This window comes from Acinetobacter sp. YH12241 (assembly GCF_013417535.1).
Lineage (GTDB): Bacteria > Pseudomonadota > Gammaproteobacteria > Pseudomonadales > Moraxellaceae > Acinetobacter.
Genome location: NZ_VPDQ01000003.1, coordinates 80373 through 96797, shown reverse-complemented (window position 1 = coordinate 96797; position 16425 = coordinate 80373). Strand labels below are relative to the sequence as shown.

The 16425-nt window shown below is 39.7% G+C and carries 17 protein-coding genes; 9 read left to right on the top strand and 8 right to left on the bottom strand.

Annotated elements, in window-relative coordinates; translation table 11 throughout:
* The first annotated feature begins 314 nt into the window (after positions 1-314).
* The 5 genes from FTV18_RS03005 to FTV18_RS02985 all read left to right on the top strand — a co-directional run bounded on the left by FTV18_RS03005 (position 315) and on the right by FTV18_RS02985 (position 4630).
* Complete coding sequence (locus FTV18_RS03005; protein WP_180016807.1) at positions 315-1253, top strand: diacylglycerol kinase family protein; 939 nt, start codon at positions 315-317, stop codon at positions 1251-1253.
* On the top strand, positions 1234-2010 hold the full coding sequence (locus tag FTV18_RS03000) for a metallophosphoesterase (protein ID WP_180016809.1): 777 nt from the start codon (positions 1234-1236) through the stop codon (positions 2008-2010). The genes FTV18_RS03005 and FTV18_RS03000 overlap by 20 nt, the downstream gene beginning before the upstream one ends.
* Positions 2011-2188: 178 nt before the next feature.
* On the top strand, positions 2189-2479 hold the full coding sequence (groES, locus tag FTV18_RS02995; RefSeq protein WP_004646315.1) for a co-chaperone GroES: 291 nt from the start codon (positions 2189-2191) through the stop codon (positions 2477-2479).
* A gap of 69 nt (positions 2480-2548) precedes the next feature.
* Positions 2549-4183, top strand: coding sequence for a chaperonin GroEL (gene groL / locus FTV18_RS02990; protein ID WP_005234685.1), 1635 nt, complete (start codon positions 2549-2551; stop codon positions 4181-4183).
* A 261-nt stretch (positions 4184-4444) separates the two neighbouring features.
* Positions 4445-4630 carry a hypothetical protein gene (locus FTV18_RS02985; protein ID WP_180016811.1) on the top strand — a complete coding sequence of 62 codons (186 nt, stop codon included), beginning with the start codon at positions 4445-4447 and terminating at the stop codon, positions 4628-4630.
* Here FTV18_RS02985 and FTV18_RS02980 read toward each other — a convergent pair.
* Positions 4617-4994, bottom strand: coding sequence for a hypothetical protein (locus tag FTV18_RS02980; protein WP_179992096.1), 378 nt, complete (start codon positions 4992-4994; stop codon positions 4617-4619). The two genes, FTV18_RS02985 and FTV18_RS02980, sit on opposite strands and share 14 nt — an antisense overlap.
* A 511-nt stretch (positions 4995-5505) precedes the next feature.
* Between FTV18_RS02980 and FTV18_RS02975 the strand changes: the two genes are divergently transcribed.
* On the top strand, positions 5506-7104 hold the full coding sequence (locus tag FTV18_RS02975; protein WP_180016813.1) for a YadA C-terminal domain-containing protein: 1599 nt from the start codon (positions 5506-5508) through the stop codon (positions 7102-7104).
* A gap of 69 nt (positions 7105-7173) precedes the next feature.
* Here FTV18_RS02975 and FTV18_RS02970 read toward each other — a convergent pair whose 3' ends face one another.
* Positions 7174-7680 carry a copper resistance protein NlpE gene (locus FTV18_RS02970; RefSeq protein WP_179992094.1) on the bottom strand — a complete coding sequence of 169 codons (507 nt, stop codon included), beginning with the start codon at positions 7678-7680 and terminating at the stop codon, positions 7174-7176.
* A 230-nt stretch (positions 7681-7910) separates the two neighbouring features.
* Between FTV18_RS02970 and FTV18_RS02965 the strand changes: the two genes are divergently transcribed.
* Positions 7911-9065: a helix-turn-helix transcriptional regulator gene (locus FTV18_RS02965; protein WP_180016815.1), complete on the top strand. Its 1155-nt coding sequence runs from the start codon at positions 7911-7913 to the stop codon at positions 9063-9065.
* A gap of 38 nt (positions 9066-9103) precedes the next feature.
* Here the strand turns inward: FTV18_RS02965 and FTV18_RS02960 are convergent, their stop codons facing one another.
* Positions 9104-10288, bottom strand: a complete 1185-nt coding sequence (locus FTV18_RS02960) for a hypothetical protein (RefSeq protein WP_180016817.1) — start codon at positions 10286-10288, stop codon at positions 9104-9106.
* A gap of 308 nt (positions 10289-10596) precedes the next feature.
* Between FTV18_RS02960 and FTV18_RS02955 the strand changes: the two genes are divergently transcribed.
* Positions 10597-11175, top strand: coding sequence for a 1-acyl-sn-glycerol-3-phosphate acyltransferase (locus FTV18_RS02955; RefSeq protein WP_125278720.1), 579 nt, complete (start codon positions 10597-10599; stop codon positions 11173-11175).
* A 64-nt stretch (positions 11176-11239) separates the two neighbouring features.
* Here the strand turns inward: FTV18_RS02955 and FTV18_RS02950 are convergent, their stop codons facing one another.
* The 3 genes from FTV18_RS02950 to FTV18_RS02940 all read right to left on the bottom strand — a co-directional run bounded on the left by FTV18_RS02950 (position 11240) and on the right by FTV18_RS02940 (position 13291).
* Positions 11240-11563 (bottom strand): hypothetical protein, encoded by a 324-nt coding sequence (locus FTV18_RS02950; protein WP_125278719.1) that lies wholly within the window; start codon positions 11561-11563, stop codon positions 11240-11242.
* 132 nt (positions 11564-11695) lie between these two features.
* Positions 11696-12457: a 3-oxoacyl-ACP reductase gene (locus tag FTV18_RS02945; protein ID WP_180016819.1), complete on the bottom strand. Its 762-nt coding sequence runs from the start codon at positions 12455-12457 to the stop codon at positions 11696-11698.
* Between the two features lie 84 nt (positions 12458-12541).
* Positions 12542-13291, bottom strand: a complete 750-nt coding sequence (locus tag FTV18_RS02940; RefSeq protein WP_180016821.1) for a sulfite exporter TauE/SafE family protein — start codon at positions 13289-13291, stop codon at positions 12542-12544.
* Positions 13292-13535: 244 nt separating this feature from the next.
* Between FTV18_RS02940 and FTV18_RS02935 the strand changes: the two genes are divergently transcribed.
* Positions 13536-13742: a hypothetical protein gene (locus FTV18_RS02935; protein WP_034703678.1), complete on the top strand. Its 207-nt coding sequence runs from the start codon at positions 13536-13538 to the stop codon at positions 13740-13742.
* Between the two features lie 59 nt (positions 13743-13801).
* On the opposite strand, the gene rsmD is transcribed toward FTV18_RS02935, so the two are convergent.
* Positions 13802-14374 (bottom strand): 16S rRNA (guanine(966)-N(2))-methyltransferase RsmD, encoded by a 573-nt coding sequence (gene rsmD / locus FTV18_RS02930; RefSeq protein ID WP_180016823.1) that lies wholly within the window; start codon positions 14372-14374, stop codon positions 13802-13804.
* A gap of 3 nt (positions 14375-14377) precedes the next feature.
* Positions 14378-16420 (bottom strand): penicillin-binding protein 2, encoded by a 2043-nt coding sequence (gene mrdA, locus FTV18_RS02925; protein ID WP_180016825.1) that lies wholly within the window; start codon positions 16418-16420, stop codon positions 14378-14380.
* Positions 16421-16425 lie beyond the last annotated feature (5 nt).

Sequence of the window (16425 nt, the reverse complement as noted above, 5' to 3'; positions counted from 1 at the left end):
AGCATAAAATCATCAAAAAAATAAGACTAAAGAAGTGCTGGATTTTATTTGGAATATTATGCTATTTTCTGTTTAAATTTATATAAAACAATAAGATATAAATAAATTAAAAATCTTAAATATATATTTATTAACTTTATGTGTGGTATTTATTTTAATTATTTTTATTTAAATCAAATGTTTAATTAAAATTGTTCAGTTATATTTGTTATTGATTAAATAAATGGTCGCCATTCGAATTTTACATAAAGCAACTATTAATTGTTTATGAATTGGACAAAATGCCAATAGGTGTGCATCAATCTGTGTAAAAAATGTCTAATCAATCTAAACCCTTATCCATTATTTATAATCATAATTCTGGTTTCCGTCTATTCGACCAACAAGAAAAATATGAGCAATTACTAGATATTTTTGCAGCGCATGATTTTGAGACTAAAGCCTTTGAAATCAACGATCCAGAACAGTTCAAAAAAGTCATTGCTGAAGTGCTGCAACGGCATCAACAATCGCCGGATCATGGTGTGGTCGTGGCAGCAGGAGGAGATGGAACATTGAACTCTGTCGCCAAACACCTGCTTGAAACTGATATTCCAGTCGGAATATTGCCTCTAGGTACTTTTAACTATGCGGCAAGATTGCTGGATATTCCCTTAGATTTGGTTGAAGCCGCACAAGTCATTGCAACGGGTCAAACCAAACGTATCCATGTGGCACGCATCAATCAGGAAATCTACCTGAACAATGCTAGTCTGGGCTTATATCCCTTATTTATTAAAAAACGTGAAGACTATAATCGCATATTTGGCCGTTTCCCTTTACATGCCTATACCTCAGCACTCGATGTGTTGATTCGTGACCGTAAAGAATTAAAACTGGAAATCTGGGTAGATCAGAAGAAATATCCGGTCAAAACTCCACTGATTTTCTTTGGCAATAATCCACTACAGTTAGCAGACATGAAAATGCGGATTGCCCAAGCTGCTGAGCAAGGGAAGGTGGCTGGGGTTGTGGTCTCTAAAAGTGACAAGCTGACGTTATTCAAGCTGGTATATCAGTTAATTCGGGGCAAAATTGATGAAGCCTCCGATGTCTATAGTTTTGCTGCAGATCAGGTGCGAATTGAGTCTAAACGCAAAAAATTAATGGTTGCCATAGATGGGGAAACGGTAGAAATAACACCACCGTTAAATATTTCAGTTTTAAAAAATAGTTTAAGTGTAATGGTGCCGCATGATTCTGCATCTCTCTGATCTACATTTTGGTACAGAAAGACCTGAATGTTTGGAAGCCATCCAGCAATTTTGTCGGGATCATGCACTGGAAGCGGTGGTAGTCAGTGGCGATCTCACCCAGCGAGCACGTTTAGGGCAGTTCTTTGCATGTAAACGGTTTCTGGATCAGTTGAATACGCCTTATCTGGTGATCCCGGGGAATCATGACATTCCGCTTTATCATTTATGGAATCGGCTATTTACTCCATTTACCCGTTATCAATTATTTTTCGGTGAACTCGAGCCTGTTTTAGAAACTGAACATTTTTATCTGATTGGGGTAAATTCAATTAGACGTCGATATCATACCAAAGGCCATTTATCACTTGAGCAGATTCAAAGGATTGACCTAAAACTACAGCAGGCACCTGCTTCCAAAATTAAGATTATTGTCAGTCATCAACCTTTTTATGTGCCATTTCAGAATAGGCGGGGGTTTAAGGATATTCCCCTGATGGCCAAAATTGCATTGGAGTCTTGGTCGCAACATGGTCTGTTTGCTGTATTGCATGGGCATTTGCATCATACCGCAGTCTATGATTTGAACCATATATTCGAATTGGGAGGAGATCATCCGGTTTATGATGTACATGCCGGGACTTCTGCGTCACATCGGCTCGATAAGAATCAGCCGAATAGCTTTAATGCAATTGATGAAACAGGAAAAATTACGCAATATTGTTTTGATGAACAGTTAAAAACCTTTGTTCCACAGCCTGATCCCATAAATAAATAGACAAAAAATACGCAATCCATCAAAAAATTAAAAAAAAACCAATTTTTTTTCATTTTTGCCCTTGAAGCGTTTTATTCCATCTCCATAAAAAGGACATCAAAAAATTTTGATGATGACCAATGGAATAAATAAGTCGTCATCGGTGATCTAAAAAAGACTTAGTCTGATGGAGTTATTTATGAGCAACATTCGTCCATTACATGACCGCGTTGTTATTCGTCGTGTTGAAGAAGAAACAAAAACAGCTGGGGGCATCTTACTTCCAGGTTCTGCTGCTGAAAAACCTGCACAAGGTGAAATCATTGCAGTTGGTAATGGTCAAATCACTGACAATGGCGTACGCGCGTTAGACGTAAAAGTTGGCGACAAAGTATTGTTCGGTACTTATGCAGGTACAACTGTAAAAGTAAACGGCGAAGAACTTTTAATCATGAAAGAGTCTGACATTCTGGCAGTATTAGAAGCTTAATCTGCGCCAGATCGTTTTACTCATTCCAATTCAGATTTTGTAAAGATACAACAATATTCGGAGTCAAATATGTCAGCTAAAGACGTAAAATTTGGTGATTCAGCTCGTTCAAAAATGATCGCTGGTGTGAACATCCTTGCAGATGCGGTGAAAGTGACTTTAGGTCCTAAAGGCCGTAACGTTGTAATCGACCGTTCTTTCGGTGCACCGCACATCACTAAAGATGGTGTATCTGTTGCGAAAGAAATCACCCTAAAAGACAAATTCGAAAACATGGGTGCGCAACTGGTTCGTGAAGTTTCTTCAAAAACCAATGATATCGCAGGTGACGGTACAACAACTGCAACTGTATTGGCTCAAGCAATCCTGAACGAAGGGATCAAGTCAGTAACAGCGGGTATGAACCCAATGGATCTGAAACGCGGTATCGACCTTGCAGTGAAAACTGTTGTTGAAAACATTAAACAAACTGCAAAACCTGCTTCTGATTCTAAAGCGATTGAGCAAGTCGGTTCGATCTCTGCAAACTCTGACACCACTGTAGGTTCTCTGATTGCACAAGCAATGGAAAAAGTGGGCAAAGAAGGCGTAATCACTGTTGAGGAAGGTTCAGGCTTCGAAGATTCGCTTGATGTTGTAGAAGGTATGCAGTTTGACCGTGGTTATATCTCTCCATACTTTGCAAACAAACAAGATACGTTGACTGCTGAACTTGAAAACCCATACATCCTGTTGGTTGACAAGAAAATTAGCAACATCCGTGAATTGATCACTGTTTTGGAAGCTGTTGCGAAAACTGGTAAGCCTCTTCTTATCATTGCTGAAGATGTTGAAGGCGAAGCGTTGGCTACACTTGTAGTAAACAACATGCGCGGCATTATCAAAGTATGTGCTGTTAAAGCCCCTGGTTTCGGTGACCGTCGTAAAGCAATGCTTCAAGATATCGCGATCCTGACAGGCGGTACTGTGATTTCTGAAGAAATCGGTATGCAGTTAGATCAAACTTCACTTGAACACTTAGGTACTGCACACAAAGTAACTGTATCTAAAGAAAATACAGTGATTGTTGATGGTGCTGGTGATGCAAATCAGATTTCTGAACGTGTACAGCAAATCCGTGCTCAAATCGAAGAATCTACTTCTGAATACGACAAAGAAAAACTTCAAGAACGCGTTGCTAAATTGGCAGGCGGTGTAGCAGTCATCAAAATCGGTGCTGCAACTGAAGTTGAAATGAAAGAAAAGAAAGACCGTGTAGACGACGCACTTCATGCAACTCGTGCTGCAGTTGAAGAAGGTGTTGTTGCAGGTGGTGGTGTTGCACTGGTACGTGCTGCATCTGCACTTGATGGTTTGACTGGTGCTAACGATGACCAAAACGTAGGTATCAACATTCTTCGTCGTGCAATCGAAGCTCCTCTTCGTCAAATCGTAGCCAATGCTGGTGATGAGCCATCTGTAGTGATCAATGCTGTGAAGAACGGTGAAGGTAACTATGGCTATAACGCTGCGACAGGCGAATACGGTGACATGCTGGAAATGGGTATTCTTGACCCTGCGAAAGTAACTCGTTCTGCACTTGAGCATGCTGCATCTGTAGCGGGCTTGATGTTAACAACAGAATGTATGATTACTGAAATTCCAGAAGAAAAACCAGCTATGCCTGATATGGGCGGCATGGGTGGTATGGGCGGTATGATGTAATTCATCGTTCGATCATATGATGTAAAAAATCCCCGCATTTGTGGGGATTTTTTTAATTTTAAATAAAATAAAAGTGAGATTTTCGTGAAAAATATAGTAGAATTTGAGACTTAAGTTGACTTATAGTCATAAATGATTGATGAAGTATTCAATTTTTTTTAAATAAATGAAAAATGTTTACTTTTGTAATATTTTTAGGCTTGGTTTTTGTAAAGTTTTGATTTATTATTTGATCAAAATATAATTGATATATATGGCAATATGAGCAATACAGTTATAAATGAGGGTGAGAGTTCAGATGATCAATCTAAACTTGTATTGGTGAGTAAAGATGAATTAAAATCTTTATACCGAAAATTAAGAGAGTATGAAGATCGTTTAAAGAAAAGTGAATATGAACATAGAAAGCTATTAGCTTACTTCACTCAAAAGATTACAATTGATTAAATTCATCAATCAACTTTTTAATAATATCTTTCTGGGTATTTTTTAAAGAGCGAAACTTTAAATAATAATCCAAATCTTCAGTATCATGTTCTGAAACTTGAGGGGCAGGATTAAAATCATGGTCTCCAAATCTTAACCATTGGTTGGAAACATTAAGCCAAATTGCGAGTATTGCCAATTTATCTTGGCTAGGAATTGCCTTTCCTAACAACCAGTTATTTGCTGACTGTACTGAAATAGCTGGACCGTCATAACGATAATTAAATTCTTTTGATAAATAAGTAGGACTTATAGGATGTCTTGCATTTGTTAAAGCACTTTTCAGCCGTTCAGCAAATAGATTTTTTTCTTTTTGGCTGCTCATAAATTCCTTCTATCTATTCCTATACTTTTAAGCCTAGCCTTAAAAAGTATTTTAAATACTACAATGTTTCAGAGCCTAATTTTAAGAAAACTTCGAAAATATTTCAATTGTAACAACTTTATTTAAGATAACTTGTTGTAATTATTTGTAATGAATTTTCTTTATGTCTTAAATTTAATATTTTTAGTTTAACTTAAATAATCTATTAGTAAATAAATCTATTAATATAAACTTTCAGTTGATGTATATTAATTTAAAATAATTCAAATAAAACAGTATCTTATAATTAAGCTATCATTTTTTTAGTAATATTAAGAAAAATAATTTAAAAATAAATCAAATTTTGATTGATAAATTTGTTATGTTTTGTATATTATTGCTGCAAGACCGCTATAGCAGCGGCAGGGGGTGGATGGCAGTCTCCAGAACAACCAGACATTCAACTCAGTTTTGCTGGTTTACATCATCCTAGGGTAGACCAGTCTTTTTATAAAAATTGAAGGAAATTTATATGAAATTTCAAAAATCTCTATTGGCAGCTGCATTAGCGTTTGTAGGTTTTAGTGCTAATGCCGCACAAACACTTTCTGATGCATGGTTATATCAAAATGCAGCTGGGGATCAACTGATTAAGTTAAATTTGAACCAAGGTAATGGTGTGATTGGTTCAGATGTTTTTTATAAAGAAAATGCTGATGGCACATTAACCGAAGTTGGTACAGAGCTTCCTGAAGGGTATAACCTTTTAATTGGTGGTCAAATTGAAACTAATTTTACCCAAACTCCACCAGTTGTAGGTACACCAGATGAGCAACATTTCGGTGAATATGCAGACTGGGGTTATGATAGCGTAACGACTTCTACGACTGGAGTTACAGACTTAACTTTAAATGGTCAATTAGTTGATCCAACAGGTGAAGTCCTAGCGGAAATCTCAGGTTCCGTAACAGAGGGTGGTGTAACAACTACTAATGCATATGGTTCATATTTAGCAGCTGGTTACATTGACCGAGTAAGTGATAAACCAGTCTATGGTATTTGGGCTCAAGAATATCAACAAGCTAATAACCAAAACACATATGTAACAGGTAATGGCATTCTTCTAACTTCTAACGAAGGTGAAGGTTCTATTATTGACTATGTAAATGGTACACATACAAAAAATACAGTTACTGCGGGTACTGTCAATCCAGCAGATCGTAAGGAAATTCGTTCTTATCTTACCGAAACTGGTGATCAAGTAATTGAAATTATTGGCGAAGGTTTCTACAAGTCAGATGTAAATGGTGTATTGACATTAACAGATTTGACAGCAGAAGATCTAAATCAAATTGCAACAGGTGTAGCAGATTTCTCTAAAGGTGGTACTACTACATCTAGTATCGAAACTAAGCGTGTTAATCAAACAGCTGTTACTTATGGTGAGTCTGTTACAACACGTAACAATGCAGAAGGTGTAATTGTTGGTAGTACAGATCCAAACTGGACATTTGATGAAGGCACAACCTTTATTAAACCAGGTGCAGATTCTGTAGTAAGTACTACTTCTAAAGAAGTTGTTACAGGTATTATTGCAAGTGGCACAGAAGGCAATACATATGGTTTACAAGCTACTAACTCTAAAGATGGTGCTGTAACAGCTCAAACTACTATTACTGCTGAAGGTATTAATACAACTGGCGTAATTAACGCGGCTGATTACCAAATTGGTGGCGTAAGTATTGTTGATAATATCAAAGCTGAAGTAGGTACGGCTGTAGGTGGTGCAACTGCCGCTATCGATGCTAAAATTGCAGAAGTTGATACTCGTTTAACTCAATTCAATTCTACAGCAGCTCGTTTGAACAGCCGTATTGATGACGTAGAGCAAACTGCTTACCGTGGTGTTGCAATTGCGTTAGCTGCTCAACAACAAATTCCTAACATCGGTGCTGGTCAATTCGCAGTATTCGGTGGTGTAGGTCACTATGAAGGTGAAACTGCCGGTGCTTTAGGTGTTGCAAGCGTATTCGCTGATGGCCGTACTTCTCTAAGTGCTGCTCTTGGTTTCGCTGGCGGTAACGAAGTTGGTGGCCGTGTAGGTGTTTCATATGTGTTTGGCGGTAAATAATTTACCCTCAACATAGTTGAAATAAAAAATCCCCGCATTTGCGGGGATTTTTATTAAGTTACAAAATGATTAAGGTGATTTTTTAACTAATTTATAATTCAGATTACTCTGTATTTCCTTACCTGTTTCTATATCACGAGCTTCAACGAAATTATCACCTACATAAAACTTCCGGTTTTCAGCTTTTCCATCTAGGACGATAATAGAAGGTTGTTGAGAATCGAAAGTGAAGCTACCTTTGGTCTCAGTTTCATTATTTCCAGTTTTACCTAAATATTCCTCACTCAATTCATAAGTTTTGTCAGGATTAAGATCTAGTTCAACTTTAATCCCTTCGCAGTCAGCACACGGGAAAACACCCTCATATTCGCCTGCCCAGTTTGAGTTGACAGTAGCATTACTGCTCATCTCAGTACTCATATTGCTTTGACTATTTGTAGTCTCTGTAGTAACAGGAGCATTTGTGGTATTAGATTGAGTATCTGCACTGGCCATATCGCGGTCATTCTGTTTAGAACATGCACTTAAACTAGTAACTGTTACTACCAATAAAGCAGGCCATAATATTTTTTTCATTGAAGATCATCCTCTTGTTCTTCTGTATTAGGATTTACATTAAGAGTATGAGCTATCAATATACAGAGAGATCTTGTTAAAAATTGATTCGTTAAGTGAAACGGATTAAATATATGTAGATGAGAAACTAAGATAATTAAAATACAAAATAAGCGATAGGTTTTCTTTAGTTTTATTTTATAAACCTTAAGGTTATGATTTGATAGAAATAATTATTAATAAGAGCGGTCATGAAAGCAGAACAGGAAAATAATATCATCGCGAAAATATATGATGCTGCTTTATTGCCTGCTTTATGGCTAGAGGTCATTCAGGATATTGTGCAATATACCCAGAGTCATAGTGCAATTTTTACCGGCCTTGATCAATTCAATCCAGCCTATGACTTTGTTTATACTTACAATATCCCGGAAGAAAGTCTGGCTGCTTATCAGGAGGAACGGATTCGGGTCATTGACATGAAGCTGCATATGCCTTTATGGAATAAAATTGATATGGGGGAGGCACTTAATCAGGACTGCCGTCATTATGCAGATCAACCTGGAACAGAGCAGTATATCTTTTATGAAAAATGCCTTAAGCCTACAGGGATAGGATATATGGCGGGAGTATTACTGGACAGAGGAAATTATCGCTGGGCAGTCATGGGACTACATCGTGCTCCGCACACTCAAGGTTTTGAAGTAGCTGAACTGAATTTTCTCAAACGGATCGGCATACATTTGCGTCGCTCTTTACAGATTCATCGGCAAATCAGTTTGGTACAACAAGACAATATCAGCTTATATACCGTATTAGACTGTTTAAAAATCGGTATTATTTTGCTGGATCAGGATCTCAAGTTATCTTATTCAAATCCACTAGCACAAAGCATGATTGAAGCTTCAACATGTCTGGAAATGGATATGCATAACCGGCTGAAAACACCGGTAGGTGATCAGGAACGTCTGGAAAGATTGCTATCGAGTGCTTTGCTGGAAGATACCAGTATGTCGAGTGAAATAGGCGGGGTCTTGGCTTTGCAGGATTCTAAAGGACAGCAATTGATGCTCACTGTTGTGCCTTTTAAAAGGTTGAGAAAAATGCAGCAATTTTCTGAAGCTCAGCATCAGATTGCTGTATTTATGACAGACAAAAACCGGCATTATTCATTATCTAGAGCTTATTTGCAGCAAGCATATCAACTGTCAAAACGTGAATTTGATTTGTGTGAACTTTTAATCAATGGCTATAAATTAGAAGAAATTGCAGTGAAATGTGGGATCACTTTAAGTTCAGTACGCACTTATTTTAAGAATATTTATGAAAAAACTGACTGCACTTCACAAATTGAGCTGATGCACTTATTGATGGGATGTACGATTCATTTTGAACATATTAATTAAACCTACCTAAAGATAATTCTTTAGGTAGGCAGTGCTCATTATCTAACGCGCTGTAATGTTACAGGACCTTCACCTTGTGGATGCAAGATCAGAGTTTCAGCCGATACATTGATGTTTGCAATGGTCTTGCTGCCATCGGAACTGTCTTGTAATCCGCCACATTCATTGGTATCGAATAAAACTTCAGTGGTCGTAAGTGTATTACCTGAGAGGATAAATTTGCCATATTCAATACCAGGCCAGCCACAATCATCTCCGCCTTCAGTGTCCAGGAAGAAATAATAGTTTGTGTCAAAGAAGGCAAATAAATGGGTGTCACTAAATCTCCATGCACCTACCAGACCATTAGCAGACTGTTTGACGCGGCTTAAACGGTATTCGGTATTGATCCCCGGTTCTGTCAGAATTAAGGTCGTTCCATCATAGTTTAACGTATAAGGTTTGCCTCCTGCAGGATGTGAGAGTCCCCATTCACCATTACTGTCTTGAATAATACGCGGTGAAATTACACTGGTAGTTGCATTCCAGTTTAACTCTCCAGTTTCAATGCCAGGCGTTCCATCACCATCAGCAGCTTCTGCTTGACCTAAGGCATAACGGCCATCTTCTAAAATATGGATTAGAACAGCGCTGTTTGCATTACGGCCAATTTCCCAAGTACCGGCAATATCTTTATAGAAAGTTGACTGGAAGTTTTCTGCAGCTTTTTCAGGTGTAATCAATTTTTCTGTGGTAACTACGCCTGTTGATACCACGTCTGTAGCAAATGCTGTAGGGGCCTTAGAAAAATCTAAACTTTTATTAAGAAGGGCATTAGCAGCTTCAGTACTGATGCTAATCCCATTGTCATGATTACTATCTGTATCTAAAGACTGTAAAAGCACCATCAGATTGGTACGTGCATTTTCAGTTTGTGCTAAATCTAACGGAGTAACACGTTCTTTCGCTTCAATTTCTTGACCTAGTTGTACGTCACCAATCAGGAATTTAACCTTTTCTCCATCATTAAATTTAAATTCACCTTTTTCATTAGTAACCCCTTCCGCACCGCTGCTGGTGATATATGTTACCCCTGAGATAATTCCATCTGTCAGTACACCAGTTTCGGTCCCGACCGGAGCTGTAGGTGGAACAGGTGATGAACCCTCTGTACGATCATTATCTGAACCGCCACATGCTGTAAGTAACCCCGCTAAGGCAAGACAAATTAAAGTCTTTTTCATGAAAATCTTCCTGAAATTTATTATGTCAGCGAAGTATAGAAAGAAAGCTAAAATCGACATATCCTAAAATTAGGATGGAAAAATATATAAATCAGTAAAATAAATTGAACTCACTATTTGCTTAAAAGAGTGAGCTTGCAATAGGTAGTGAAAGAAGAAATATTCAAATAACAATAAATTGAAATTCTTCCTAAAGCTTAAAAATACAAATATATATTAATTGATGTTTTATTGATCAGGATGCACTATCTATATTCTGCTGCATTGTTAGACTGTGGCGAAATTTTGATAATGATTGTGATGTAGCTGTGTTTGAAAATTTAGCTGAGAAAACTTTAAATTTAATGGGCTGGAAAACCGATGACCAATGGCCCGAAGACCTTGATCAATGTGTGATGATTGCAGCGCCACATACCAGTAACTGGGATGCACTATATGCACGTTTGGCCTTAAAGGCATTAAAAGTGAATGTGCGTCTGACCATTAAAGACAGCTATATGAAATTTCCATTTGGGCCTTTTGTACGTGCAATGGGTGGAATTGGTATTGACCGTCGTCCCAAACAACCGGGTGAGCCACGTCCAAGCATGGTTCAGGTCATGACAGGTCTATTTAAAGAGCATCCTAAACTAGTCATGCTGGTTACACCGGAAGGCACACGCGCCCGTCAGGAACAATGGAAAACTGGTTTTTATCATGTGGCGATCAATGCGGGTGTGCCAATTGCGCTGGCTTATATGGATTATGCAAAAAAAGAAGCGGGCGTAGGTAAAATCATTTATCCAACAGGAAATTATGAACAGGATATGGCTGAGATCATGACGTTCTATGCCAATATTGAACCTAAATTTCCTGAAAAATTCAGTATTGATCAACGCTATTTTTAATTTCAGGAAAAATAAAAGCAGAGGGATGGACTCTGCTTTTCTGTACGATATATAAATACCGAATTTAATTTTGATTCTCTTCAGATAAAATTCCCCCCAGATTCTGGCAGGCATCTTTATAAAGATTGTATTGCTGTTCTACCACTTCATATAAAGGCAGGTCAAAAAGCTCTTCTCCTTGATGATATTGCTCAATATAAGATTCGACCTTGGTTTTGCTGCTGTATAGCATGTGTTGATAATAATCCGTCATACTACTGTGTGGCATTTGCGCTGTATCAATCTTGGCACAATTGAAGTTTCGCAGAAGCTGTTCTGACTTTTTAAGATCATTGGACATACAACCTGCCAGTAACATGCTACTGAGCAATGCCGTTAGGAGTTTCATAGAAAATAGATGAACTTTGATGGGGAGCGCACTATTGTAGAAGTAAATGCGCTATGCAAAAGTAGTTTTATTCAACAACTGGTCAAAAAATAGAAGAATAAAATTCAGAATCTCATTCTTCCTTGGCGATCTTTAACCTTTAACCAGTCCGCCATCGACAATCAGGTTTTGACCTGTCACTGCACGTGAATAAGGTGACAGGAACATCAGAATAGCAGACGCAAATTCTTCAGGTGTAATCACGCGACGTAAAGGAGTGGATTGAGCAATCAGGTCAAAGACAAAGTCAGGCGTTGCTTTACTTGCATCTGTAGTTTGCAGTAATCCGCCTGAAAGCATGTTCACGTTAATCCCATACTGACCAAGATCTTGCGCAGTAGTTCGGGTAAAGGCCAATAGCGCCGCTTTCCCAGTCGTATAATCATGATAAGGAACGACAGGGTTTTGAATCAGGTTAGTCCCAATATTCACGATACGACCAAAATGTGCCTGTTTCATATCTTCTAATGCAGCTTGTGTTGTATTTAAACAGGCCTGAACTGCTCCACTAAACTGACGGGACATACTTTCCCAGGTCAGATCTTCAACTTTAGGTCGCTCATCACCATTAAACTCAAACTGCACCAGCGCATTATTAATGACGGAATGGATGGCTTCTCCAAAATGGGCCTTGCTGGCAGTGAATAAAGCTTTTACTTGATCAGCTTGTGTTACATCTGCCTGACAGGCAAAGACCTGATCAGGATACTGATTTTGCAAAGCTTCAGCTTGGGTTTTGCTGCTATGGTAATTTACTACCACACGTGCACCTTCCTGAATCAGGAGCTGGGTAATGGCTAGTCCCAATCCACGAGCACCACCAGTCACAAGGACAATTTGATCACGAATTTGCATTGCTTATATCCGCCTGAGAATCATTCGGGCTAACATAACAGCAATAGGGCTGAAAGCAAAGTGATGTAAGGTTTTAGAGCTGCTCTATCGCGCAAATGAGTCAATGCCTTCCTTGATCAGGAGAAAGCAGCCCGAGCTGAAGAGCAAGCTTAAGACAATCTGTTTAAAACGTAATTCTGAAATTCGATGAAACAGACATGCGCCTAAAATAGCGGGAATACTTACAGCTAGAATGAGTACCGCCATATAGGGAAGGTGAGTCTGATTTAAGGTGCCTTGCAGTAAATAGGCGGCCAAGGTAAACACCTGTATGGCAAAATTAAAATGACGCAATATATAGCGCTGCTGTTCTTTCGGCAGTTGCTTCAGCATTAACCAGGCAGAGGGTACAGAACCACAGAATCCCCCTAAACCTCCTAAGATGCCGCCAACCAAACCAATCCCTGCATCCGCAGTTTTACCTGAATGTTGAATCAATTTAATCTGTGGATTAAGCAACATCAGTGGACACCAGATCACGAGAAATATACCAAGCAAAATACGAAAAGTACTCGCTTCAACGATATTCAGTAACCAGGTGCCGAGTGGGACACCGATCAGACCAGCAATTAAATAAGGTAGATATAAGGTTCGGTGCAGATGAGGAAGTCTAGGTTCATTAGATAATGAAATGAGGTGACTCCACACCGAGGCAAAAATTACTAAGGGCGCAGCAAGTTGAGGACTTAATCCCCATACCCAGAATGACATGGCAATTAATGCAAAAGCAAAACCGGTAAGTCCCTGTACAAATCCTGCGATAATTGCACCAAGAATAAAGAGTAGCCAGGTCATAAAAATCAGGATATTGGAAAAGTTTGTAGTATTCAAAATATGGCTAGAAAAACCAAGCAGATCCTTAGCTGTATTTATGCGAATCTAAGTGTAAATATGCATAAATGATTTTTATTAAATCCGAGACAAATCCTTTAATTAAGTATGGAAAATGAACAAAATCATACAAGAGTGCAACAATGGCTCCGCGTACTCTTCATGAAATCACTTGATACTAATTGAGTGCGGTATAGAGGTGATGAAAATGAAAAAAATGATATTACTGTCATCTGTATTGGCAGTAGCGCTAACAGGCTGTGTGGTTGATCCTTGGGATGAAGGTTATCGCGGTCATCATGATCGTAATGGACATGATGATCGGGATCGTGGTGATAAGGACTGGAAAAAACATAAAGATCATCGTGACTGGAAACGTGACAGAGGCGATCGGGATTGGCGTCGTAATCGTTAATCGTTACCTTCCATTTATGAAAAAGGATTCCTTTAAGGAGTCCTTTTTTATTTGAGTATTTAATATAAGTAGGTCTTAAGCTGCTTTTTTTGATACAGCCCTGCGCGTACTGTACCGGCTTTGGTATTTTTAACTAAACGCCATGAACTTGGTAACTTCAATGTACTCAGTTCACGATCGGCTTCTACATAGATAAAACCATCTTCTTTGATCAGTGGATCAGCCTGAGTAGCCAAACTTTCCCATAGGTCCAGACTATACGGTGGGTCTAGAAAGACCAGATCAAACTGCTGTTTCAGGCTGGTTAATGCTTGTTGTGCTGTCGCAATTTTAAGTTGCGCACGTGCTTTGGTGACTTTGAGTAATTCCAGATTTTGGGTGAGGAATTGCGCCTGAGTACGATCCGGCTCAATCATCACCACTGAAGCTGCACCACGTGATAATGCTTCAAAAGATAAAGCACCTGAACCGGTACACAGATCCAAGACACAGGCATTCTGGACATCCCACATCAGCCAGTTAAATAAAGTTTCACGCACACGATCAGGTGTGGGGCGTAATCCTTCGATACTGGCAAAAGCCAATTGACGGCGTTTCCAGTCACCACCAATAATTCTAAGTTGGTTTTTCATGAATTATTCCTGATCGTCATTGGCTGCAGGAGCAGAGCGAGAAGTTGCAGGTTGCGGATTGTTTGGCTGTGCATGGGTCGCCTGACTGCCTTCTTGAGTTGGGGTAGCATTCGGGTCTGCACTTAACAGGTTTGGTCCACTTGGCAATTCGCCTGGTTTAATACCTGCTGTCATGAGACCACCACTGATTTGATGGCCGGCAGGATGGATCGGATTTTTATCGCGAGACAGTAACCAGTAGTCGAATAACGGTTTAGCCAGTTGTGCAGCAGAACCCCCATGTCGGCCATTTTCCCAGACAACGACTACTGCAATTTCAGGGGTTTCAGCAGGAGCAAAACCAACAAACAGACCATGATCCAGCTGGCGTTCAGTCAGCAGGGCTTCATTATAGCGCTTACCTTGCGCAATACTTTTCACCTGTGCCGTACCGGTTTTACCTGCGATTTGATACATCGGCGTGCGGATTCCGCGACCTGTCCCTGACTGAACCACATCGATCATCGCATCACGCATTTTGATCCAGTCATCTGGTTGACCATTAAAGTCGATTTTACCATTAGGGGCATTATGTACTGTAAAAGGTTTGGCACCTTTACTTTCACGCAGTACGTGAGGCGTAACATGTGAGCCTTGATTTGCTGTAATAGCAGTTGCCATGGCGAGCTGTAATGGTGTGGCGGTAAAGGCACCCTGACCAATACTCACCGAGATGGTTTCACCACGTGACCATTTAGATTTACGGGTACGCATTTTCCATTCAGGACTTGGATAAAGCCCTGAACTTTCACTTGGTAAATCCACACCGGTTTTTTCGCCAAAGCCGAACTGGCGCATCCAGCTATTCATTTTTTCAATGCCCATGCGGTAGGACATGACATAGAAATAAGTATCGCAGGATACTACTTGCGCCTTATGCAGGTTCACAGCACCATGACCTGTTTTTTTATGGTCACGGAAGCGGTGACTATCGCCCGGTAAGGTAAAGTAGCCCGGGTCAGAAATCGCTGTACTCCAGTCGACCAGTCCATAATGCAGACCACCCATACCAAACATCGGTTTGATCGTTGAACCTGGAGGATAGGCCCCTTGAACAGCACGGTTATAAAGTGGCTGATCCAAACTGTCACGAAGGCCTGAATAGTCTTTGCTACTAATCCCAGTGACAAATAAATTAGGGTTAAAACTTGGACTGGAAACCAGCGCCAGAATTTCACCTGTACGTGGGTCAATCGCGACAATAGCACCACGACGACCGGCCAGTTGCTCTGTAGCAATGGTTTGTAGACCATAATCCAGTGATAAATACAGATCATTACCACGTACCGGCTCTTTACGGCCTAAATGACGCAGGACATTACCGAAAGCATCAGCTTCTACCGACTCATTCCCTGGCACACCATGTAAGAGATCTTCATAGTATTTTTCTACCCCGATTTTCCCAATCAGGTTAGATCCGGCATAGAGATACTTATCAATTTCTTTGAGTTCTTTGTCATTAATACGGCCGACATAACCAATCACATGCGCGAAGAGTTCACCATGCGGATAGTAACGGGTCATCTGCGTTTCAATATTGACGCCCGGAAATAGATATTTCACCTCACTAAAACGGGCAATATCATTTTCATTCAGATTCAGCTTGATCGATACCCGCTCAGTTTTACGCGCCGTCTTGATTCGTGCCTGAAAACGTTCAATATCTTCTTCAGTTAATTCTAGAATCGGTGTAAGACGTTTCAGTGTATCATCAATATCCTGCACATCAGCGCGGCTTAAGGTAGCTGTAAAAACCGGGTAATTATCGGCAAGTAAAATACCGTTACGATCATAAATATAACCGCGTGCTGGCGCTAAGGGCTGCAGACGAATACGGTTCTGGTCAGAAGCCGTAGAGAAGGTTTCAAAATTAAAAATTTGCAAATAGGCATAGCGGCTGACCAGCAGCAGCATAAAGAAAACCACAATACCGACAGAGATCCAGACCCGACTGCTATAGATGCGCTTTTCTTGTTGTGCATTTTTTAAAGGAAAGTGCTGCTTCATACGCG